This is a genomic window from Kamptonema sp. PCC 6506 (assembly GCF_000180455.1).
Taxonomy (GTDB): Bacteria; Cyanobacteriota; Cyanobacteriia; order Cyanobacteriales; family Microcoleaceae; genus Kamptonema; species Kamptonema formosum.
In genome coordinates this window covers 1-20,665 of the sequence record NZ_CACA01000307.1, presented here as the reverse complement: position 1 = coordinate 20,665, position 20,665 = coordinate 1, and the positions used below count along the sequence as shown (strand labels likewise).

19 protein-coding genes are annotated in these 20,665 nt (G+C 42.7%); 8 read left to right on the top strand and 11 right to left on the bottom strand.

Features of this window, described 5'->3' with window-relative positions; all coding sequences use genetic code 11:
* Positions 1-226 precede the first annotated feature (226 nt).
* From OSCI_RS18670 to OSCI_RS18660, 3 genes are all read left to right on the top strand, one after another.
* Entirely contained in the window at positions 227-877 is a 651-nt protein-coding gene (locus OSCI_RS18670; protein ID WP_007356647.1) for a DUF3386 domain-containing protein, read from the top strand.
* A 303-nt stretch (positions 878-1,180) separates the two neighbouring features.
* Positions 1,181-1,420 (top strand): NifU family protein, encoded by a 240-nt coding sequence (locus tag OSCI_RS18665; RefSeq protein ID WP_007356646.1) that lies wholly within the window; start codon positions 1,181-1,183, stop codon positions 1,418-1,420.
* A 319-nt stretch (positions 1,421-1,739) separates the two neighbouring features.
* Positions 1,740-2,981, top strand: coding sequence for a response regulator (locus OSCI_RS18660; protein WP_007356645.1), 1,242 nt, complete (start codon positions 1,740-1,742; stop codon positions 2,979-2,981).
* 15 nt (positions 2,982-2,996) lie between these two features.
* Here the strand turns inward: OSCI_RS18660 and OSCI_RS18655 are convergent, their stop codons facing one another.
* Positions 2,997-3,395, bottom strand: a complete 399-nt coding sequence (locus tag OSCI_RS18655) for a gamma-glutamylcyclotransferase family protein (protein WP_007356644.1) — start codon at positions 3,393-3,395, stop codon at positions 2,997-2,999.
* 228 nt (positions 3,396-3,623) lie between these two features.
* Between OSCI_RS18655 and OSCI_RS18650 the strand changes: the two genes are divergently transcribed.
* Positions 3,624-4,223, top strand: a complete 600-nt coding sequence (locus OSCI_RS18650) for a hypothetical protein (protein WP_007356643.1) — start codon at positions 3,624-3,626, stop codon at positions 4,221-4,223.
* 143 nt (positions 4,224-4,366) lie between these two features.
* Here OSCI_RS18650 and OSCI_RS18645 read toward each other — a convergent pair whose 3' ends face one another.
* The 5 genes from OSCI_RS18645 to hisG form a co-directional block, all read right to left on the bottom strand.
* Positions 4,367-5,611 (bottom strand): bifunctional sterol desaturase/short chain dehydrogenase, encoded by a 1,245-nt coding sequence (locus tag OSCI_RS18645; protein ID WP_007356642.1) that lies wholly within the window; start codon positions 5,609-5,611, stop codon positions 4,367-4,369.
* Between the two features lie 69 nt (positions 5,612-5,680).
* Positions 5,681-6,307, bottom strand: coding sequence for a hypothetical protein (locus OSCI_RS18640; RefSeq protein ID WP_007356641.1), 627 nt, complete (start codon positions 6,305-6,307; stop codon positions 5,681-5,683).
* A 66-nt stretch (positions 6,308-6,373) separates the two neighbouring features.
* Complete coding sequence (locus tag OSCI_RS18635) at positions 6,374-8,092, bottom strand: glycosyltransferase family 39 protein (protein WP_007356639.1); 1,719 nt, start codon at positions 8,090-8,092, stop codon at positions 6,374-6,376.
* 381 nt (positions 8,093-8,473) lie between these two features.
* Complete coding sequence (locus tag OSCI_RS18630) at positions 8,474-10,303, bottom strand: ABC transporter ATP-binding protein (RefSeq protein WP_007356638.1); 1,830 nt, start codon at positions 10,301-10,303, stop codon at positions 8,474-8,476.
* A 307-nt stretch (positions 10,304-10,610) separates the two neighbouring features.
* Positions 10,611-11,255 (bottom strand): ATP phosphoribosyltransferase, encoded by a 645-nt coding sequence (hisG, locus tag OSCI_RS18625; RefSeq protein ID WP_007356637.1) that lies wholly within the window; start codon positions 11,253-11,255, stop codon positions 10,611-10,613.
* Between the two features lie 299 nt (positions 11,256-11,554).
* On the opposite strand from hisG, the gene rppA reads away from it, so the two are divergent.
* Entirely contained in the window at positions 11,555-12,256 is a 702-nt protein-coding gene (rppA, locus tag OSCI_RS18620) for a two-component system response regulator RppA (RefSeq protein ID WP_007356636.1), read from the top strand.
* 157 nt (positions 12,257-12,413) lie between these two features.
* Here rppA and OSCI_RS18615 read toward each other — a convergent pair whose 3' ends face one another.
* The 3 genes from OSCI_RS18615 to OSCI_RS18605 form a co-directional block, all read right to left on the bottom strand.
* Positions 12,414-13,244: a metallophosphoesterase gene (locus OSCI_RS18615; RefSeq protein ID WP_007356635.1), complete on the bottom strand. Its 831-nt coding sequence runs from the start codon at positions 13,242-13,244 to the stop codon at positions 12,414-12,416.
* Positions 13,245-13,312: 68 nt separating this feature from the next.
* A complete protein-coding gene (locus OSCI_RS18610) occupies positions 13,313-14,257 on the bottom strand; it encodes a DUF4351 domain-containing protein (RefSeq protein WP_007356634.1) in 945 nt (314 codons plus the stop codon).
* Between the two features lie 123 nt (positions 14,258-14,380).
* Positions 14,381-14,854 (bottom strand): ABA4-like family protein, encoded by a 474-nt coding sequence (locus OSCI_RS18605; RefSeq protein WP_007356633.1) that lies wholly within the window; start codon positions 14,852-14,854, stop codon positions 14,381-14,383.
* A 61-nt stretch (positions 14,855-14,915) separates the two neighbouring features.
* Between OSCI_RS18605 and OSCI_RS18600 the strand changes: the two genes are divergently transcribed.
* Positions 14,916-15,923 carry a leucine-rich repeat domain-containing protein gene (locus OSCI_RS18600; protein ID WP_007356632.1) on the top strand — a complete coding sequence of 336 codons (1,008 nt, stop codon included), beginning with the start codon at positions 14,916-14,918 and terminating at the stop codon, positions 15,921-15,923.
* Between the two features lie 12 nt (positions 15,924-15,935).
* Here the strand turns inward: OSCI_RS18600 and OSCI_RS18595 are convergent, their stop codons facing one another.
* Positions 15,936-17,435 (bottom strand): phytoene desaturase family protein, encoded by a 1,500-nt coding sequence (locus OSCI_RS18595; RefSeq protein ID WP_007356631.1) that lies wholly within the window; start codon positions 17,433-17,435, stop codon positions 15,936-15,938.
* A 90-nt stretch (positions 17,436-17,525) separates the two neighbouring features.
* Positions 17,526-17,690 carry a hypothetical protein gene (locus tag OSCI_RS30160; RefSeq protein WP_155523382.1) on the bottom strand — a complete coding sequence of 55 codons (165 nt, stop codon included), beginning with the start codon at positions 17,688-17,690 and terminating at the stop codon, positions 17,526-17,528.
* Positions 17,691-17,820: 130 nt separating this feature from the next.
* On the opposite strand from OSCI_RS30160, the gene OSCI_RS18590 reads away from it, so the two are divergent.
* Positions 17,821-19,509, top strand: a complete 1,689-nt coding sequence (locus OSCI_RS18590; RefSeq protein ID WP_007356630.1) for a hypothetical protein — start codon at positions 17,821-17,823, stop codon at positions 19,507-19,509.
* A gap of 41 nt (positions 19,510-19,550) precedes the next feature.
* Positions 19,551-20,546, top strand: a complete 996-nt coding sequence (locus tag OSCI_RS18585) for a pentapeptide repeat-containing protein (RefSeq protein WP_007356629.1) — start codon at positions 19,551-19,553, stop codon at positions 20,544-20,546.
* Positions 20,547-20,665 lie beyond the last annotated feature (119 nt).

Here is a 20,665-nt window from a genome sequence, read left to right as displayed (position 1 = left end):
GTCTTCTTAGTCCTCTTCAGAGGACTTGATCTTTGAGACAGGGGTTTTAACCCCTGGCGGACTAAGGGTTTAACGTTAAGTTGACACCAATAGAGAAGAAGGCCGAAGGAGAAAGGCACAAGGCACAAGGCAGAAGACTATTTCTCGCGCCACTGTCTCGGCGGTATCCCACAAAAATTGCTAAAGCTTTCTAAACTAGAAGAAATATTGAGACTAAGAGAATTTTATGACTGAGCAAGCAAACGCTCGCGACTTATTTCGCGCCGCCTACGAACATCGATACACCTGGGACTCAAACTTTCCCGGTTACAGCGCTGATGTCGAACTCAAGCAAAATGAGGAAATCTACACCGGCCATATTGCAATCAAACCAGACATGACCGTAGAAGTCAGCGGTATCGAAGACGAAGAAGTGCAGCAAAGCGTTTACACTCAACTCCGGGATATTGTAACCCACCGCAAACGGGGATCGTTTGAGAAATCTCACGGCAATAATAGCTTTAGCTTAGGCGAAACCGATAGCGACGGAGCTGTGGAAATCTTGGTTAAAGGTGACTCGATGGGGTCTAACTACAAAATCCGAGGCCTTTTAATTTCTCAAGTTAGCCGAGTTATGGGTCGGATGGCCTTTGTGATTGATACCCACGAAAGCTTAGAAACACCAGAAGGCTCTCTAGCCAGCCGCTACGATGCCGTTTTCCGCAACCCTCAGACTGGAGACATCCTCAAAGAACTTGAATTTCAAGATACCTTTGAGAAAATTGGCGACTACTACGTGATGACTAAACAGGTGATTCACTCTAAAGAAGATGGACAAGTCACAACAACTGAGTTTAACTACTCTAACGTCAAACTGTTAGAACCTGCCCTTGTTTAGTCTGGTTTTGACCTGCAAACCCCTGTAGAGCCGACCTGAGTGCTGAGTTCTTCTTTAAGTCCTCAGTCCTGCTAAAGCAAGAGTTCACTTGCAAATCGGGGACTTAGGAGTTAAAAAATACTTAGCACTCACTTGCTAACAGATTTTTAGAGTTCAAGTACCAACAAACTGCGATCGCAACTCAATTTCTTCAGGAAACCTAGTTTTTGGTGCAATTCGTTTGAGGAAAAAACGTTTATTCACAGCAAGTAGCGCTAGGATCGAGATCGGTATCAGTTGTGCGGAATATTTGCAAGGTAAAACATGACAACACTAGCACTCACGAGAGAAAATGTAGAACAAGTTCTGGATGAGTTGCGGCCCTACCTGATGTCTGACGGCGGGAACGTTGAACTGGTAGAGATTGAAGGCCCAGTAGTCCAACTGCGATTGCAAGGAGCTTGTGGTTCTTGCCCCAGCTCAGCCATGACTTTGAGAATGGGAATTGAGCGCCGCTTGCGTGAAACTATTCCCGAAATTGCCGAAGTCGAACAGGTAATGTAAGCCGAACTTAGAGTAATTGGTTAATGGTTAGTGGTTAGTGGTTGGTAGTTGCTTAATATAGGGCTGAACAAGAAAAACGTATTTCGGTCATTACGAACGCAGCGAAGTAATCGCAACGCTTTGTTTTTAGCCGATACTGTGTAAGTCCTATTAGTAGTTGGTAGTTGCGAGTTGGTAGAAAACTGTCACCAATTGCCAATTACTAATAGAATAATTTACGATTCAGGAGCCAGAATTCAGTACAAATTCTTCTGAATAATGGCTTCTGAATTATTTTTCCAGCTCCTAATTATCAATTACCAATTACCAATTACTAATTATGAAAGTTTTACTGGTAGAAGATGACGAGTATATAGCCCATGCCCTCAGCACGACGCTCACGGAACAACATTATACTGTTGACGTAGCTTATGATGGTCAAGCGGGATGGGAATATGCAGAGGCTTTTACCTATGATTTAATATTGCTGGATGTGGTGCTGCCAAAACTGGATGGGATCTCGCTTTGCCGCCAACTGCGATCGCGACACACTACAACTCCAATTCTTCTATTAACCTCTTGCGACAGCAGTGCTAGCAAAATAGAAGGACTTGATGCTGGGGCCGATGACTATGTAGTTAAGCCTTTTGATTTTTTGGAACTCTCGGCTCGGATTCGCGCAATTTTAAGGCGAGGTAGCGCAGCATTACCACCAATTTTGGAAACGGGTAAACTACGTCTCAATCCTAATAACTATGAGGTAATTTACAACAGCCAACCTCTGAATCTGACTCCTAAAGAGTACGCTCTACTAGAACTATTTTTGCGTAATACCCAGCGAGTCTTCAGCCGCCGTGCGATTTTAGATCATCTGTGGTCGTTTGAAGAACCGCCAGCAGAGGATACTGTAAGAGCTCATATTAAAGGTTTGCGGAGTAAGTTAAAAGCAGCAGGTGCGCCACCGGATTTAGTTGAAACAGTTTACGGTTTAGGCTACCGTCTCAAGCCGGAAAAAAGGCAAGAAATCATAGGAAACTCGGAATTAAATACTCCCCAACTAGAAGATTTATCCCTGCCCTCGCTACCACCGGAACTGGAAAATAGTAGTAGTTTTAAAGATAGGATTAACATCCCAGAAACTGCTAGCATTGTAACACAATCTAATAGTTACAATGCACTCCTTAGCAGCAAAGAATCATCCTTAAGCGATGCCATAGCCAAAGTTTGGGAGCGATTCAGAAGTAGCATTAGCGATCGCATCGCCATCCTCGATCAAACCAATGTTGCCCTAAGCCTGGGTCAACTTAGTGACGAACTAAGGCAGCAAGCAAGTCAAGAAGCCCATAAACTTGTCGGTTCCCTGGGAACCTTCGGTTTAGCAGAAGGTTCGCGCCTGGCCCGCGAGATGGAAAACTTGCTTCAGAGCGATCCCAAACAAGACCAAGCGCCCCAACTTTGCCAGTTAGTAGCAACTTTGCGCGAGGAATTAGAGCGGGGGAGATGGGAAGATGGGGGAGATGGGGGAGGTAGGGGAGATGGGGGAGATGGGGGAGTTAAATCCTCTCTATCCTCTCCAAGATAATTATTAGTGGAAAATTTATGGTAGGCTGCTGTACCAACAACCGTCAGGTAGAGGAATACCGCCGAGGGAGTGAATGCGATCGCGCCACATTAAGTAAGCCCACGCCATTCCTAGAGATTGGCGATCGCGATCGAAGACTTCAATCTCTTGACGCTGATATTCGTTTTTTTCAGGGGGGCGGAGGCGATCGTAGTCTTCCAGGCGATCGAGCTCCTCTAAAATACTACTGTCAGTGAATGTGAGGACAAAGCCATACACAGTACCAACACCCGCAGTCATGGCAGGATAGCCTAGTGATAAAGCAAAAAGCTGACCGATCGCGATCGCCCCTTCAGCAGCCACAACCTTCCCCTCGCAGTAGCGCAGATAATTGCATTCCCCCGGCTTGAGAGTGCCATACACAAAGACTTTCATTAGATCCCATTTTCTTGAGCAACGACACAAACTGAGGCTCAAAAGCCTATCCGGTCTAGATTCTATAAATTTTTAATCTCAAACCCCAAATCCCAAATCCCTCGACCGGGGCTTAACCCCTGGTTTTTGTTAACATAGATGACTAGATTAATAGTCTAAGTGTTGTAAATTATTACGCACGAATGCGACTGCAATTTTAAATTAAGTTGTTTACCCCTTTTTCCGTTCATGGTTCTAGCAGTTAGTGTTATAGCTTCCGCACTCCCGCCTTTACATCTGAGTTCTTTTTTGCCATCCCTGCCACTGGATAGCTTGTTTTCGACTCAAGGCATTATGGTGATGCTTCTGGCTGCTTATGCAGTGGCGATGTGGATGTTTCTCACCAGTGCTCCCAAAGTTCACACGATCATGGTATCGGATCTCGCCCACGCCCGACAGTTCTATGAAGGTATCCTAGACCTACCAGTGGCAGAGGTTCCCCTCCACTACTACTACAACTACGAGCAAACTTTGGGGTCTACTGGCATTGACCCGCTCTACCTGTCCCCAAATGTGGGCAGAGCAGCCACAGCTTCAGCATCGGGGAACCCAGATGGTCTGTGGTATCAGTTAATGAAGAATACACAGTTACACATCATCAGCGGGGCGGGTTTGGGGCAGAAAAATCGCCAGCGGCACGTTTGTTTTGACCGCGACTGTTTGGAGCAAGTGTTGATGCGGGTACAAATGCAGGGTATTAAGTATAAGATTCGTCGCGAAAAACCGTTGAATTTCTTGGTTAAGGATTTAGATGGTCGCGTGATTGAAATGGCTGAGGTGGATAATTAGGCGGGTATTATAGTCAAGGGTCAAATAAAGAAACCGGGTTTCTGTGAAAAATTATTGTTTTCTCAATAAAATATTTATGAAGAAACCCGGTTTCTGGCGATCTAGAATTCTACTTGATAGTTTCTTTGGCTTTCTCTTCAACGTTAGATGCTTCTATTCCTTTCTTGTAAGGAATTTTTGCGACTAAAGATTTGAAAGTAGAGAGAAACACAGAATTCTTTGAGGGGAAAAATGAGCAATGTCAAGGGATTAATTGTGACGATGATGTTACGATGATCCGATTGAGCTTTTTTGACTATTTGCTTAGCTACCCAGTTTGCGGACATGATGCCGATGGGATTGAGATTGCTTTTAAAGGGGCCTAAAATTAGTTTGCGGATGACGCAGGGAGCGTCTAGGCGGCGCAATGTTACTAAGTCTCCCAAGGCACGTTTGCTAAGTTCGTAGAGGGGGCTAACTGCTGGAATTACTTCAGCTTCTGAGGTATTTACCCAGATTTCTTTACGTGCCATGTCTTCGTTTGTGCGGACGGTGGTGAGGAATAATTCGATTAGTCTGACTGCTGAGAAGGTGTTGATTTCGTAGGAGTTCGCGATCGCGTCTTTTGTTCTGTCGCCGTGTACGTTGATGCCGTGATTGATGACGAGAATATCAACTTTTTCTAGCAATTCTCCTAAGTCGGACTCTTGACTTATTTGCCAATTTATAGTATTTACAGGCAACTCTTCACCGTCTAGATTCAAGCTTAGGGTTTGCGTTCCCGATGTGAGGGCGATGACTTTGGCTCCCGCTTTGTGGAGTTGCGTCAAGAGTTCGCGACCTAGCGTTCCAGAGGCCCCAGTGACGGCGATGGTTTTGCCTTTAAGGGAAAGTGCTGTACCCATGAGTTTGTCTAGTAGGGTAATTGTACCGCAATAGTAAGCATTTTGGTTGTCGAAGTGGTGCCGCCAGTGATAGGGACGGTTGACTAACCAGCTAGAGGGTGGGGTGAGGAAGTCGCCGGGTTGATGGGTTAAGTCGGTGAGTTCGCCTGCACCTTTGAGGCCCCAGCCACGCGCGATCGCACTTAGCAAGAAACCTAATGTGTAGGTACAACCGACGAGAGCCCAGGGGTGAAAGTTTGGGGTAGCGATGTAGGCTACACCCCATAACAGTAAGCAACTGAACAGCATTACTAAGGCTTCAGGCACGTCATTACGCCAATGAGCTTGTTGGTAAATGCGATCGTTGACGGGGGTTAAATTGGGCCGAAAGACGCGGTGATGCCATACGTGCAGCCGATAGAGGGGGGGGTAAATATGGGCCAGGAAGTGGTAAAGGTCTCGCACTACTTCTGCTAATAGTACAGAACCTAATCCCCAAGCTGCTGCTATCCAATAATTTGTCATGGTCACACCGATTTTAAATTTGAGATATTACATATCATTTTGGAAGATAACTTAAAATGGGTTTTCTGGCTAGGGTGTTAATTGGCTTAAGCGTTTTAATATTTGCAAAACGCTGTACAATTCATTAGGTTGATTGCGAATTACGAATTCGTCAGATGTCGCGTACTGCGGAATTTCTCCTCTGAGTAACTTGACAAAAGTGAAGTTAGCACCCGTAGTGATTAAGCCAAAAGTAGGAGTTTCTGGATTGGGGTCGGCTAGCATATAAGCCAAGAGTTGTGCTAGTCCTTCATCAACTGAGAATGAAAGTTGTTTGGATTCTATGACTGTCACCCAAAAGTTTTTTTTCAAGATTAATATATCTATTCTACCTTCGATGATTCTTCCTTCATCTTCCTCCTGAATTTGAATTGATTTTTCTGCTCTGATGTGAAAAGGAGACACAAAAAAACCAGCAATAAACAAAATGGGGCTGACTATAGTTAGTTTAACTACAGTTTCTCGTAAAGGGGGATAGTCCAGTAAGTTAAAATATCCCTCTTGGACTCGATCTAGCTGTTGTTTTTCTATGTCAGTTATTTCTGGTAAGTTTTCTTGCCATTCTCGAAAAAATTCTGGATTGCGAACTCGCTGAAGTCCAAACTTATCGATCAAATCGCGGATGTTAATATCTTTTGCTTGGAGTTTTTGAATCATAGTCTCTCTCTTCTGCTAATAACTTATTGGAGTTATCATCCATTATAGCTAATAAATGTACTTTCACTAGAGCTTCAATTTCCACAGCCGTGCAGATTCCAATACTGGCTCTAGCTTACCTTGTTTTTGCTCAATAGCTAAGCGAAGTTTTTCCGAAGGCCGGAATACAAAGAAATCGGCATAAGCTTTAAGCAAATCAAAGTTAGGCGAATCACTTAACAGCAGTAGTTGTACATCTTGATCGAGTAAATAGCTCAAGGATATCAAATCGCCCATGTTAGTGAAATCATCGCCGCTATCAGTAATGACAAATTGGGACTTAGGAGAGACTGCATTAAGCGCATTTTTATTGACAACTCTGGCAATTTCTGCATTATAATAGCTTAAATCTTTGTTCCACCAAGTATCAGAAAAAGCGCTAACTGTACAAGAGACTATACTAGCCGTGAACACGGCAGCCAAAACAACTCGCCAGAGTCGTTGTGAAGTTTGAATTTTAGTTGCCAATAAGTAAGCAACTGCTAGCTGGATTCCCGGAAAACAGGATACTAGGTAGCGGCTGACAGCAGACCGCTTGCCACCTAATATTATATCTGGCAGGGCAAGTATAAGAAAAGGGGCAAAAACTGAGGTGAGAATAAATAGGTTAGTTGAACGGTTAGTGTAACGGTATATTTGGTAAATCGCCCCAAGAATTAGGAGGAGAAATGGCAGCCTTAGTAGATAAGTCCAGACACTATCAAAGCCAAAGTCTAGGTCTACAAATATGGCTGTAAAACTGAGGAGCCAAAGTTTTATAAGATAAAGGAAGCCTGGGGATACTTGAGTCCAACCCGTTGTATCTGATGCGCGTTGAAAATTAGTTATGAGTACGAATAACCAAGGGATATAAAGAATAATTGCGGCTATTACTGCTAATGAAAATTGATAAATATAAGAGTTTTTACTTAAATTGAATACACCCCTTCCTAATCCTCCCCTTGGTAAGGGGATGGTTCCTGATAGACCAGGTGAGGTTTCATAATCAATCGAGCTGAAATCTCTTGTATTTAAATCGCCTTGGCTTGGGAAATTATTAATAAATAATCGACGACAAATAAGGAACGATCCTTGTCCTATTAGTGTGAGAGCAAAGAAAGGATGGGTATATAAACCGAGGGAGATCGAGAGTGCATAAAAGCCCCAATTTTTCCAACTCTGTAAGCGCATTACTCTTAGAAGCAACCAACTACTACCAATAACTGTTACTGTCAGCAAGCTGTACTGTCTTGCCGTCTGAGCATATAAGATATCAAAAGGAGATAAAGCTATAAAAGCTGTTGCCAATAACGCCACCAAATGTGAGGAAAAAAGTTCCCAAGCCAAGGCGTACATTAGGGGAAATGCTAGTAAACTTAATAATGCTGCTAAGGTGCGAGATGCTGTTAAAGAACTGCCAAAATGTTGCATCCAGAAACGAGCTAGGAGAAAGTATAATGGGGGATGTTGCGGATCTTCAGTTACCAATGAGTGAATTGTATCGGTGGCTGTAGTTTCTGGTTTCAATCTTTGATATTTTTGCAATTCAGAGGCGGCGATAATGCGATTTTGAAATAAGCTATTATCAATTTCTTGACGGGTGAATCCAGCCGCTCGCATTGATGTATAAACTTCATCATGCCAGTATAATTTATGGTCGATTTTAAAGAAGCGAAATCCTATACCTAAAAGGATGATGATTACTAATAAAATAATTGCTAACTGAAGATTAATTTTGCTAATAGATCGATCGGATGTAGATGCCATGCTTAAATCTAGTAGTCGGTGAGTAGATGATATTGTAACAGCGATAGCTGGTCTCGGAATGATATAATTCAAACCTCAAACAAAATTGCGTTGAAAAGTTCTACAAGTTTCAAATCAGAAAATACTGGCAATTTTCATCTGCTGACTAGAAAATTCAGGATATAAATGTTTCAATCGGCACAGATGTTTTACAATCAAGAGGACTTACGCACCCAACCAAAGAAACCGGGTTTTTTGACGAAAATACTTAGTTTTTACTCACAGATTCTCTCAAAAACCCGGTTTCTGGGATTCTATGCGTAAGTCCTATATCAGTATCAATTTAGATCGAGCACATCAAAAAGTTGACTAGCAACTTTTTGATTTCTTGAAATTGTGCTGTTAATTCCCTAGCATTTGCAACTTGTATAAACTCGCATACAGTCCATCTTGCTCTAACAATTCATCATGGTTTCCAGACTCTACTAATTGTCCTCGCTTCAGGACTAAAATTCTGTCAACATTGCGAATTGTTGATAGCCTGTGAGCAATAATGATAGCTGTCCTACCGACAAGCATCCGATCTAATGCCTCCTGAATTAAAGCTTCTGTCCCGACATCTAAGCTAGCTGTTGCTTCATCTAGTACCAAAATTTCAGGGTCGCGAATTGCCGCACGCGCGAAAGCTAATAACTGCTTTTGTCCGCCGGAAAGATTAGTTCCGCGCTCCCGCAATTGAGTGTTATAACCTTGAGGTAACTGTTCAATTAAACTAGCTACATTCGTCTTTTCTGCTGCTGCTTGGATTTCCTCAATTGAGTAAGTTTCACCAAGGCTAATATTGCTTTTGACATCGCCAGCAAAGAGAAAACCGTCTTGCAAAATCACGCCTATGTGCCGCCTTAGTTCTGCTTGAGGTAACTCTCGAATATCTATACCATCAACAAGAATACGGCCGCTAGTGGGTTCGTAAAGACGACAGAGGAGGCGGATAATCGAACTTTTACCAGCGCCAGTCGGGCCAACTAAAGCTACTTTTTCACCGGGACGAATGGTAAAATCTAAATCTTTGAGTACGTATTCATCTTGTTTGTAAGCAAACCAGACGCGATCGAAACTAATTTCACCACTTTTAGAATTAGTAATTGATAATTGCTGATTATCTTTTTCTTTCCTGACGGGATCGCGAATCTCTACAGGTTCATTAAGAATGTCATTGATGCGTTCAACTGCGGTAAATCCTGCTTGTAGGGAGGTGAACTTTTCTGCAAATTGCCGTAAGGGATCGAAGAGGCGCTGAGCAAACAGAATAAAGGCAGAAAGTGTGCCAAAATAAAGATTACCTTCTAAAACACTTTGACCGCCCATCCACAAAACGGCTGCGATCGCGACTAATGCAATCCACTCTAATGTAGCAGATACAGCCGAATCGTAAAAGATGGTTTTATCAACTGCATCGATATAGCGACGGTTGGTAGTGCGAAATAATTCGGAGTTGAACTGTTCGCGGCGAAATAATTGGACTACGCCAATACCACTTAGGTTTTCTTGGAGTTGTGAGTTAAGACCTGAAAGTTCTTCCCTAGCTTTATAGTTTTCTTCGCGATATCGCTGCTGAAAATAAATAATCAGTGCGGTGACTGGTATCATCATCAGCACGAGCATTAAAGCTAGTTGCCACTGTAAGGTAAACATGGCGATGGCAATCACTACAATTGAAAATAAATCGCTGACAATTCCAATTGCACCTGTTGAAAATACATCTCCCAAAGCTTCTACATCGCTGGTGAGGCGGGTAATTAATTTACCTACAGGAGTGCGGTCAAAAAATCGCACTGCTAAAGAAAGTACGTGGTCAAATAAATCATTGCGAATATCTGTGGTGATTTGCTGACCTAATTTAGTGACTAGGTAGCCTTGAAGTGATTGCAAACCTAGACGCAAGGCTATTGTTAATAGCAATAGTACACCTAGAAAATTCAACCCTTGGGATAAAGGCATTCCTTGCAAAAATTTATAGGTAGGTTCTGACCGAATTAGCGAAATTGCCTGCCCGATAACGATGGGTTGAATTGCTCCCGATACTGACAGGGGTACTAATAAGAAAATAGAGACTGCCAGCAACCGTTTGCTACGAAGGGCATAAGGTATTAGCCGCTGGAATAATCGCCAGTCTGTTTCACGGGGCGAGTGTTTTTTTGAGGTGTCTTTCAGGGGTGATAAGCTGGTCATTTAAAATCTATGCAGTAGTTTGGCAAAAAAGCACGCTTTTCTAATGTAGAGCTGGAGGTTATATTGCGCTCCTTGAAGAAATAGAGATTTATATTGTATCTCAAAATTGTGATATCGTGCAGAGTTTATCCGTTTAGTTGAAAGTTACAATCAGGACTTATACGCGCTCGCAGTACGGCTGCCATCTTGGCAGTAGAGTCAACGCCAAGATGGTGGCGTTACGGATAGTTTTGCGTAAGTCCTAACAATACCTTGGTAAGAGCATCAAAATAAGTTTTGAGGGTGGGCAATGCCCACCCTGCTAAGTTTATACTGGGGTAAGAATTTGAGCTCTCAGTTTTTTAATCAACTCATCAAAATCTCCCACATTCAACCGATAACTCAAAGGATGAGCAATTAAATAAGCTGTACTTTCAAACAAAACTTCAATCTCAATTAAGCCATTTTCCCGCAGAGTGCGGCCTGTGGAAACTAAATCAACAATTGCCTCGGACATCCCCGTAATTGGCCCTAATTCAACGGAACCATAAAGGGGTACAATTTCGACAGGCATATTCAAATTGTGAAAATGTTCTCTAGCACAGTAGACAAATTTAGAAGCAACTCGACCGTGAGGTGGTAATTCCACAGTCCGCCGATAAGGACTAGATTCTTTCACTGCTACTGATAGGCGACATTGACCAAATTTTAAATCAATTAAGTTAGCAACTTTTGGTTTTTTCTCCCGCAAAACATCATAGCCGACAATCCCAACTTGAGCTTGACCGTATTCTACATAAACGGGTACATCTTGAGCTCTTACCAGTAAAGCTTTAGCTGTATTGGTGGGGTCAGAAATTTGAAGTTGGCGATTAGATGAATCTAGAAAAGCACTGAAGTCTAATCCCACAGATTGTAACAGCCGAATGCTGTCAACTAATAAAGCGCCTTTAGGAAGTGCAAAGGTAAGCATAGGAATTTGTGATGGCAAGTAAGTCAATTTTGGATCGGCGCGATGCCTACGGCTGGCTACGCCTACGCAGCTTAGCGTCAGCAGCTTTTACCGAAACTACAATAACATAGAAGAAGGGACTAGGGGCTAGGGACTAGGGACTAGGGAAAGAGGGGGAGAGGGGGAGATGGGGAGATAGGGAGGATGGGGGAGATGGGGAGGATGGGGAGGATGGGTAATTAGCAATTAGCAATTAGCCATTAGCAATTAGCAATTAGCCATTACCAATTACCAATTACCAATTACAATTAAAAATCTGCATGAAAATTCTATTAGTTGATGATGAAATTGAGCTGACAGACCCTCTAAGTCGAGTGCTAACTCGCGAAGGTTATGAGGTTGATGTGGCTGATAATGGAGCAACAGGAAGTGAGTTTGCTACCCAAGGAAACTACGATTTACTGATTCTAGATTGGATGTTACCAGGAAAAACGGGATTGGCAATTTGTCAAAAATTGCGATCGGAAGGTCGGGCTACACCTGTGTTATTTCTGACTGCAAAAGATACTCTAGACGATCGCGTTCAGGGACTTGATGCAGGTGCTGATGACTATTTGGTGAAACCATTTGAATTGCGGGAGTTGTTGGCAAGAGTTAGAGCTTTGTTGCGGCGACCTTCGATTTTAGAAACAGGTTCGTCGAACTTTTCTGGAGATAGCAACCGTTTGCAGGTTGCCGATTTAGAACTAGATTTTGAAAATCAGTTAGCTTATCGCCGAGGGAGAACAATTGATTTATCAGAAAAAGAATGCCAGCTTTTAGAATATTTGATGCGCCATCCCGGTCAACTATTGACTCACGAACAAATTCACCAATATTTATGGCCAGATGGGGAAAAACCGAGTAGCAATGTATTGGCAGCTCAAATTCGTTTATTGCGTCGAAAGATTGAAGCCGCAGGCGATTTGCCCCTGATTCATACTGTGTATGGTAAGGGATATCGATTAGGAGAAGGAAGCTAGTCTGTTCACGGGACTTACTCACATAGGACTTACGTTCATGGCTCCAGAAACCGGGTTTTTGAGAGAATCTGTGAGTCTAGGCGAAGTATTTTCGTCAAAAAACCCGGTTTCTTTCCGGGCGGCGTTACGTAAATGGTCAAATTTATTAAGTTAATTTTTACTTACTTACTAAGGTGATGATTGTGACTTCTGGGGGACAAAATAACCTTCCCGGTAAATATGTTCCTAAACCACGATTAACATAAAGTAAGTTGCTGCCTACTTGATGCAATCCACTGGCCCATTCCCAATGATTAACTACTCGCTCGCCCATTGAAAAATAAGAGATTCTATGCTTCACTGATTTAGGAATCATACGACTAATTGAGTCTATCCAGATTGATACAGGCCCCAATCCGGGAATGACGATTTGACCGCCGTGAGTATGACCGGATAGTTGCAAATCTATGCGCCACTTTTGCAATTTTTCAGCACTATCGGGATTGTGGGATAAGACAATGCGAGGGATATCTGGATTTATTGATGCCATTGTATCGTCTGGTAGGAAATTCCGATCCCACAAATCCGCTAAACCAACTAATGCTAATTCTGAGCCTAAAGGATAGACTGTTTCATTATATAATACTTGAATTCGGATGTTAGTTAAAGCGTTAGTAACTTCTGTTTTTGCCCCTTGGTAAAAGTAGTCATGGTTGCCAAGTATGGCATAAATTCCGGCGCTACTTTGTAGGTTTTTAAGTTGTTGGACGAGGCCGTGAATGGGTTGGGGTTCATCCGTGATGTAGTCGCCTGTTAAGAGGATTAGGTCTGGTTCTGCTTGGTTAGTGGCGGCGATCGCTTGTTGCAGTAAGCGATCGGATAGTCGTCGGCCGTCGTAGTGGAAGTCTGTAAGCTGTACGAGTTTGGTTCCTGCGAGTTTTGCTGGGAGGTTGGCGATCGCTATGGTTAAGCGTTCGACTCGCAGTTTGCCTGTTAATAACCTGTGCATGAATGTGAGGTTTTTTGACGGGGCCGACTATAGCTTAGCAAACGGGCGGAGAGATGCGCGATCGCTTCTCACTTATCCTGCAACCAATTTGTTAAATCAGCCGCGCTAGAAAAGTCTAATAATGCCTCACCCAAATCCTCTAATTGATCGATAGATAATCTCTGAATTTGTTCTTGTATTTCTAAATCAAGAGTACCAATTCGACGGGTAAGTAGACGTATGATTAGCGATAATTCTCCCTGTTGTATTCCTCGTTGAATCCCTCGCTCAATTCCCTGTTCAATCCCTAGCTGAATTCCCTCTTCCATCCAACTGGTGACAATTTCCATAACTCCCTCCTGTTGCCTTAATTCAAGTTTAGCAAATTCAGTATCAAACTCCTCTTTCTCCTCTGGACTTAACTTGAGGTAAGTATCAATAAATCCAGAAATTAACTGTACTTGTGCTGGATTCAGCCCTAAACTCGATAGTAAGCGCAAAGATGCTAGTTTAACAGTCGGACGTTCCCGATCTAACTTCTGCATTTTAGCCATCAATGCACTTGCTACGGGATTGCGCTGATTCTCAAAATCTCGCCACTGAAGGCGGTTAAGCTGAATGGCGCGATAGTTAAATTCTAATACAATAAAACCGGGAAATTCAACACGATGAAAATTTGGTGCTGCTAGTTTAGGCTCATCGTAGGAATAAATGACGACGGGATATACTGGCACACCATGTTTCTCGTACAGACGGGCAAAGTAGCGAAACATTCGTTTGCCAAACTCTGCTTCAGAACGTGCTTGGTGTTCAAGATGAATGATAAAGTAGGATTCCTGACCTCTAAATTGGGCTTTCACTACTAAATCAGCTTGATATTTCTCCCCAGAGGTGACATCGGTAAATATTTCGGGATTTAGAAACTCCAAGGACTCAGGTTCTAATTCTGCCGAAACATCTGGCAAAAACAGATCCACAAATTCTCTAAAGAAGGTGGAGAGGAGTTCTTTAAATAAACGGTCGTGGTCGATCATAAAATTATGATAACATATCTGGGTGGTAAAATTGTGATGAGATGCGATCGGATCTCACTTATGTTAAAGATAATAAAAAATTCCCCCTTCAAAATAGCAGGGGGTTAGAACGAGCGCAACGACTTAACTCTGTTCAACTGGCGTAGTTTTACTTACTGTCTGACCATCCTCAGAAGATGGGAAAAATTTCTGAGTTACCCCATAAGTTACAATGTGTGATAGCAATCCCATTGGGCCAGCAAACAAAGATAAAGCTAGGGAATGGATAGTCCAAACTCCTGTTCTTTGTCCTTCCCAATAAATCCACCGACCAACAAACAAATCCATCACTAAAAAATGTATCCAGCCCGTTGCTGTAGCTTTTTCATCGGCAAAAAATCGGGCAATATCTGCTAGTTTGGGATTCGAGAGAGCCGCCGCGTTTTCAGGAGTAATAGAACTGATGAACAGATATATATACAGAGCCGCTAACACCACAAATGGGATGAAGGAATTCATAACTTTGCGGGTAATTCCCCAGTTAGGCAATAAAATCATTAATGCCCAGAAGGGTAATACAAAGATGTTCGCGGCGTTGAAAATTTGCTCTGCTGTCATAGCTAGTTGTTGACTCCTGCGAGGAATATAATATTACTAGAGCTGTTAAAAATACTTTACCATGAATGAGCAAGATTTTACAGATTGGTGTTTGAATAAAGGAAATCTTTCCGCAGGGGCTAGATATACTGTGGATTTACTTTTGCAAGTAAGTGAAGTTTCTGACTGCAAGCAAGCTGGGGAATTTTTGGCAAATCTTACAGAACTTAATCTTAAACGTAGTCAAGTTAATGATATTAGCCCTCTTTCCTCTTTGACTAAGCTTACTAAGCTGAATCTGGGTAGTAATTCCATATCAGATATTAGTCCTCTCCAATCTCTGAGTAACCTGACAACACTAATTCTAGATGTCAATCAAATATCAGATATTAGTCATCTGGAATCTCTTACAAATCTTACTGAACTTGTCATTGATACTAATCAAATATCCGATATTAGCCCTCTGACTAAGTTAACTAAGTTAACTACACTTATTCTTTTTGATAATCAAATATCAGATATCAGCCCTCTGGAATCTCTCACAAATTTAACTACTCTCATTCTCTATAATAATCAAATTAATGATATTAGTTCGCTTGCAGGATTAACAAATTTAACTACTCTCTATCTTTATGAAAACCAAATCTCAGATATTAACCCTATTGCCAACCTGAAAAAACTTAAGAATCTACTAATTTTTAGCAATAAAATATCAGACTTGAAGCCGTTGGCATTTCTAACCAATCTTACTAAGCTGGTACTCTTTAATAATCAAATTTTAGATATAGATTCCCTATCTTCTCTGATTAATTTAACTGAGCTTAATCTGGGGAATAATCAAGTATCAGATGTTGGCGCACTTCAATCTTTAACTAATCTTTCTGAGCTTTACCTCTTCAATAATATGATTGATAATATTGCTCCTTTGCAATCTCTAACAAATTTAAGTTGGCTGGATCTATTCAATAACCAAATATCAGATGTAGATCCTCTTCAATCTCTTAGTAATCTGTCTTTTCTCGATCTGCGCCGCAATCCGATCGCGAACAAAGTTTGCCCTGTGAATCCAGCTACTATCTGCCGATTTTAGCTATTTTATTACTTACAAAAATTGCGCTGTCTGGCCCGGCGATAGCAATGTGTTAGCACATATAATACCAGAGGCGGCAACAGCAGGAACGCCAATTCCCGGCATAGTGCTATCACCGACGCAGTATAAACCGCTGATGGGGGTGTGGGGCCCTGGAAATGTGCCTTTACCGGCGGCGATCGCGGGCCCGTAAGTTCCTTGATAGCGCCGCAAGAAACGGGCGTGAGTTAGGGGCGTGCCAATCATTTCTAGGACTATGCGCGATCGCACATCTGGTATAATTTTTTCTAAGGCTTGGAATAGAGACTGCGATCGCTCACATTTTCTCTGTTGATAAAATTCGTCCCGTTTCCAGTCTGCAAAGGGTTCCAGGGTGTAAGCGTGAATGGCATGATGTCCAGGCGGGGCCAGGTTTGCATCCCAAACTGAAGGAATTGAGATCATGCAAGTGTTCCCAGGTGCGGCGATATCCACGTCGCGATCGCGGACAACTACGTGATGGCCCGTCAAACCCTCCAACCCATCTGCCCGAATGCCCAGATGCAGGTGCATGAAACTGTCTACAGCGGGCGTTGCTAGGGCCTTCTGGCGGTAAGAAGCGGGCAAATCTGGCGATCGCAACAATTTAGTGCAAGTATCCCAAATCGTCGCATTCGAGATGACAATCGGTGCTTTGAGGATTTCACCGCCGCGCAATCGGACTCCCGTAACTTTGCCCGATTCTACCAAAATTTGCTCTACGTGAGCGTTTAAGCGCAATTTTCCGCCCCAACGGGTTAAACCTCTGACCAAAGCATCAACGATCGCAGCACTCCCACCGATGGGATACTCTATTATAGACCGCGATCGCTCCCCAAACATAAAAGCTATCTCTGGCGCGATCGTCCCCTCCGCCTTCAAACCCGATAGCAGAAAGCATTCTACATCAATTAACCGCCGCACCCAAGGATCGCGCACCTCCCGATCCGCCAACTGTCCAACGGAATTGCCGATCGCACCTATAACTGGCAATAACTTCAATAAAGACGGCCAATATCGGGTCAATAACAGGGGAATTAATTGCCAATCGGCCCGCAGCGCGATCGCTGGAATCCCTTCTAAAGCGTCGTAAATAGTTAACAAACTTTGTTGAAATTGCTCTAATTCCCTCGCGCCTTCAGGTGTAAACTCAGCCACAGCTTGTAAATAGCGATCGCTATTCCCATAAACTGGCAAACTTCCCTCTGGAAAATGATAATATCCCAGCGGATCGTAGGCGATCGCATCCACAGATTCTCCCAAAATATCCAACACTTGGCGCAAAGGATTGCGCGAATTGCGATCGGTCAAACCGCAGTAAAACGAAGGGCCAGAATCAAAGTGAAAACCTTGACGCGAGAAACTATGGGCCGCGCCACCAGCAATTGTATGACTTTCGCAGGCGATCGCGCGTTTCCCGCACCTCGCCAGCATCGCCGCAGCGACTAATCCACCAATACCACTACCAATCGCGATCGCATCAAAATCTTCCATCAATCAAAACCTTTGAGATTTAATATCTAAGTAAATCCACCTAAGAGGACTAATGAATTTGATAGTTTTCTTCAGTCCTCTTCAGAGGACTTAAGCTTTGAGACAGGGGTTAAAACCCCTGTCTGACTGAGAATTTGACGTTAAGTTGACACCAATCCCCTCTTCCTTCTTCCTTCTTCCTTCTTCCCTCTTCCTTCTTCCTTCTTCCTTCTCCTTACCACTTACACAGCCAGTGTAACAATTAAGGGGTGACACGCAGAATTGTCCTCCGTACCCCTGCATTTAAGCCTCCATGTACCTCTACTCCCTTGTTACCGAGGAAAACCTGCTATAATCTTATAATTTAGTGCCTATTCTTACCCGTGCATTTTCCCAGGAGGCAACCATGAACGCTTTATCTATTTTAGATGAAGTTGTTAGCATACTCGAAAATGATGTTAACGCCCAGCGCATCAAAAGATTAATACTGTTTGCCTGCAAAGAGATCTGGGAAAACGATTCAAGCGTCCTCGAACGTACCGATCTGCGTGAAATCATCCGCAACTTATGTATCAAATATAGTCAAGTAGAAGATATTGAAGCTGTCTTAAATAGTATTGTTTCCAAAGTCAACAAAAAGACAGAATATGCTTTAATCGCGACTACAATTATTACTCAAATCACCAGACTATACACAGAAGAAGACACAGAAGTTGAAACCACCCTATCCAACTCTTTCGCCTTTCAAGTCCCCACATATTTTGTAGAGCCTTTAAATTCTCCCCAGCCAACAGAAACAGAAGAAGAACAACTCGATAATCCCGGCTATCTATTTGATGTCCGGCAGAAAATTCTACAACAGACAAACCCTCTTCGCGCTAAAATTCTAATTTTTTCTACACTTTACCATGAATTTAGCTTCAGCGAGCGAGATTGGTCGCTGTTGAAAACACAAGAACTAGACCACTTATTGCGCCAACTCCTTAATGCTTGTCCCACCCTTACAGAACTCGAATCTCAATTATATAGAACCGCCAACAAACTCGATAATTCTGATGAAAATGCCCAAGCTGCCAGCGTCATTATCCAAGCTATGACAAATTGTTATCTACAGGAAAAACAAGAACCAGATCCAGATGAAAGTATTAACGATCGAGGATATGAAGATACCCACTTAATGAATAACATTTTTCAAGAAACCACACTGACTAACGATGTCGGTTATTTCGAGGACGGCGAGATTACAATGATGGGTCAAGCTGCTGCGGGCAATTTTTATTATAATCCCCAAGCAAGTCAACTATGGCCAGCCCATACAATCTTTTCTCCGGGAGACGATACCCAAACAAGCGACCCCGATGCCACTTGTGAATTAAGCCCACCGCCCCTAACAACCTATCACGTTTCGGAACCAGTAGAAACTGATGAAGATTCCCATCACAGTGCAGCGGCGGCGCTCAATATTACCGACTCCATCAAACAAAAATTGGAGGTAGAAGAAGAGATTAAAGCATTAGTTACTGAAAGTAGTAATATCATAATGACTACAGTAGAAAGGACACTTAGTGAGTTAGAAGTTGCCTTAGACAGACAAGTTGCCCACCAAAATACAGAGGAACAATTAGTTCAAAAATATAAAGCCCTTAGAGATTTTATTGGCAATGTTGAGGGATTCACTTCTAAATTAATGCAAATTTTGAGTCAATTAGAGTCAGCCGAAAGACAGCGCCTCAATCTTCATACCCCTCATCCTAATTCTTCTGAAAAAGAGCCGCAAAACTCGAATCATGGTAAGATAAATCAGCAAAGACTTGTGGAACTAGCAAGGCAGGGCAACCCCAAGGCGATCGCAGTTTTGCTGAATCAATTTTTACAGCCGAAAGGCATTAATGCTATGGCGATTTTAAGAGAAGGTTGCTTTCACATAGTCCTCGAATCTGCCCAAGTACCAAATAAAGAAGTAACAGCCAAATTTGTACAGAATAAGCTGGCAAGTTTGAAATCAAAATCTATCACTCATGTCAAGGTTCATGGCCGCCAATCAGGGAACAAGTCCGTCGCTTGGACTCAAGAAGTTCTTAATCCCAGCAATTGAAAAAACTAGCTTTTTTGCCCAAAAATAATCAAGCACTACTTATGAATCCTGGCGAACTTTTGAGGAGATATACAGCAGGAGAATTAGATTTCAAAGGTATAAATCTCAGGGGCGTACACCTGAGCGGTGCAGACTTAATTGGCGTTAATTTAAGCGGTGCAGACCTTCATGGTGCCAACCTAATGATGGCATACTTGAGCCGAATTAATTTTCAGCGTGCAAATTTAATTAACGCCAAGCTTTGTGGTGCTAATTTAAATCAGGCAAATTTGAGCAACGCCAATCTTGCTGATGCCGATTTACACGGTGCTAGTTTACAAGGCGCAGACTTTCGCAAAGCTAACATATCTTTGGCAATTTTGCTCGATGCAAACTTGACTGATGCTGATATGCGAGGAGTCAATTTACAAGGTGCAGACTTACGCGGTGCGTGTTTGCGAGGGGCAAATTTACGATACGAAAGGCGAGTTTTTGAGGCTGTAAATTTGCGAGGTGCAAATCTACGAGATGCAGATTTACGAGGTGTAAATCTAACTAATGCCGATTTGAGTAAAGCCGATCTTACTGGTGCTAACCTCAGTGAAACTGTACTCCGCGAGGCAAATTTAAGTCAAGTAAATCTCAGTAAAGCAGTCCTAGAAGGTGCATTTCTAACTGAAGCTAATTTAACTCAAGCAAATCTCTCTCGCGCCATCATGACTAATGCCAAAATGGAGAGAGCAGTATTAATAGATGCAGAAATGGCTGGTGTAAAATTACACGGTGCATTCCTACCTGATGCTAAACTTCATAAAGCTAATTTGAGTGAGGCTGACCTCAGTAGAACTAACTTAATAAGGGCCGATCTCAGTAGAGCTAATTTGAGTCAGGCTAATTTGAATGAGGCTGATTTAACTGATGCTTATTTGGCGAAGATAGACTTGCGCGATGCGATATTGAATCGTGCAAATCTTACGAGGGCAGATTTAAGCACTGCTAATTTAATGGGCGTACAGTTGCGCGGTGCAACAATGCCTAATGGGGAGATTCACGATTAATGCAAGGAAGAAGGAAGAAAGAAGAGGGAATTCAGTTTATTTTAGGTGCAGCGTATATTATACTATCGAGTAAAATCATTATCCTAAAGCATCCTAACGTTCAGACATCGTTTGTTCAT

What these genes read in the sequence shown, in the direction of transcription:
- OSCI_RS18670 (WP_007356647.1), top strand. Translation starts at nt 227, where the DNA reads ATGACTGAGCAAGCAAACGCTCGCGACTTATTTCGCGCCGCCTACGAA.
- OSCI_RS18665 (WP_007356646.1), top strand. Translation starts at nt 1,181, where the DNA reads ATGACAACACTAGCACTCACGAGAGAAAATGTAGAACAAGTTCTGGAT.
- OSCI_RS18660 (WP_007356645.1), top strand. Translation starts at nt 1,740, where the DNA reads ATGAAAGTTTTACTGGTAGAAGATGACGAGTATATAGCCCATGCCCTC.
- OSCI_RS18655 (WP_007356644.1), bottom strand. Translation starts at nt 3,395, where the DNA reads ATGAAAGTCTTTGTGTATGGCACTCTCAAGCCGGGGGAATGCAATTAT.
- OSCI_RS18650 (WP_007356643.1), top strand. Translation starts at nt 3,624, where the DNA reads ATGGTTCTAGCAGTTAGTGTTATAGCTTCCGCACTCCCGCCTTTACAT.
- OSCI_RS18645 (WP_007356642.1), bottom strand. Translation starts at nt 5,611, where the DNA reads ATGACAAATTATTGGATAGCAGCAGCTTGGGGATTAGGTTCTGTACTA.
- OSCI_RS18640 (WP_007356641.1), bottom strand. Translation starts at nt 6,307, where the DNA reads ATGATTCAAAAACTCCAAGCAAAAGATATTAACATCCGCGATTTGATC.
- OSCI_RS18635 (WP_007356639.1), bottom strand. Translation starts at nt 8,092, where the DNA reads ATGGCATCTACATCCGATCGATCTATTAGCAAAATTAATCTTCAGTTA.
- OSCI_RS18630 (WP_007356638.1), bottom strand. Translation starts at nt 10,303, where the DNA reads ATGACCAGCTTATCACCCCTGAAAGACACCTCAAAAAAACACTCGCCC.
- hisG (WP_007356637.1), bottom strand. Translation starts at nt 11,255, where the DNA reads ATGCTTACCTTTGCACTTCCTAAAGGCGCTTTATTAGTTGACAGCATT.
- rppA (WP_007356636.1), top strand. Translation starts at nt 11,555, where the DNA reads ATGAAAATTCTATTAGTTGATGATGAAATTGAGCTGACAGACCCTCTA.
- OSCI_RS18615 (WP_007356635.1), bottom strand. Translation starts at nt 13,244, where the DNA reads ATGCACAGGTTATTAACAGGCAAACTGCGAGTCGAACGCTTAACCATA.
- OSCI_RS18610 (WP_007356634.1), bottom strand. Translation starts at nt 14,257, where the DNA reads ATGATCGACCACGACCGTTTATTTAAAGAACTCCTCTCCACCTTCTTT.
- OSCI_RS18605 (WP_007356633.1), bottom strand. Translation starts at nt 14,854, where the DNA reads ATGACAGCAGAGCAAATTTTCAACGCCGCGAACATCTTTGTATTACCC.
- OSCI_RS18600 (WP_007356632.1), top strand. Translation starts at nt 14,916, where the DNA reads ATGAATGAGCAAGATTTTACAGATTGGTGTTTGAATAAAGGAAATCTT.
- OSCI_RS18595 (WP_007356631.1), bottom strand. Translation starts at nt 17,435, where the DNA reads ATGGAAGATTTTGATGCGATCGCGATTGGTAGTGGTATTGGTGGATTA.
- OSCI_RS18590 (WP_007356630.1), top strand. Translation starts at nt 17,821, where the DNA reads ATGAACGCTTTATCTATTTTAGATGAAGTTGTTAGCATACTCGAAAAT.
- OSCI_RS18585 (WP_007356629.1), top strand. Translation starts at nt 19,551, where the DNA reads ATGAATCCTGGCGAACTTTTGAGGAGATATACAGCAGGAGAATTAGAT.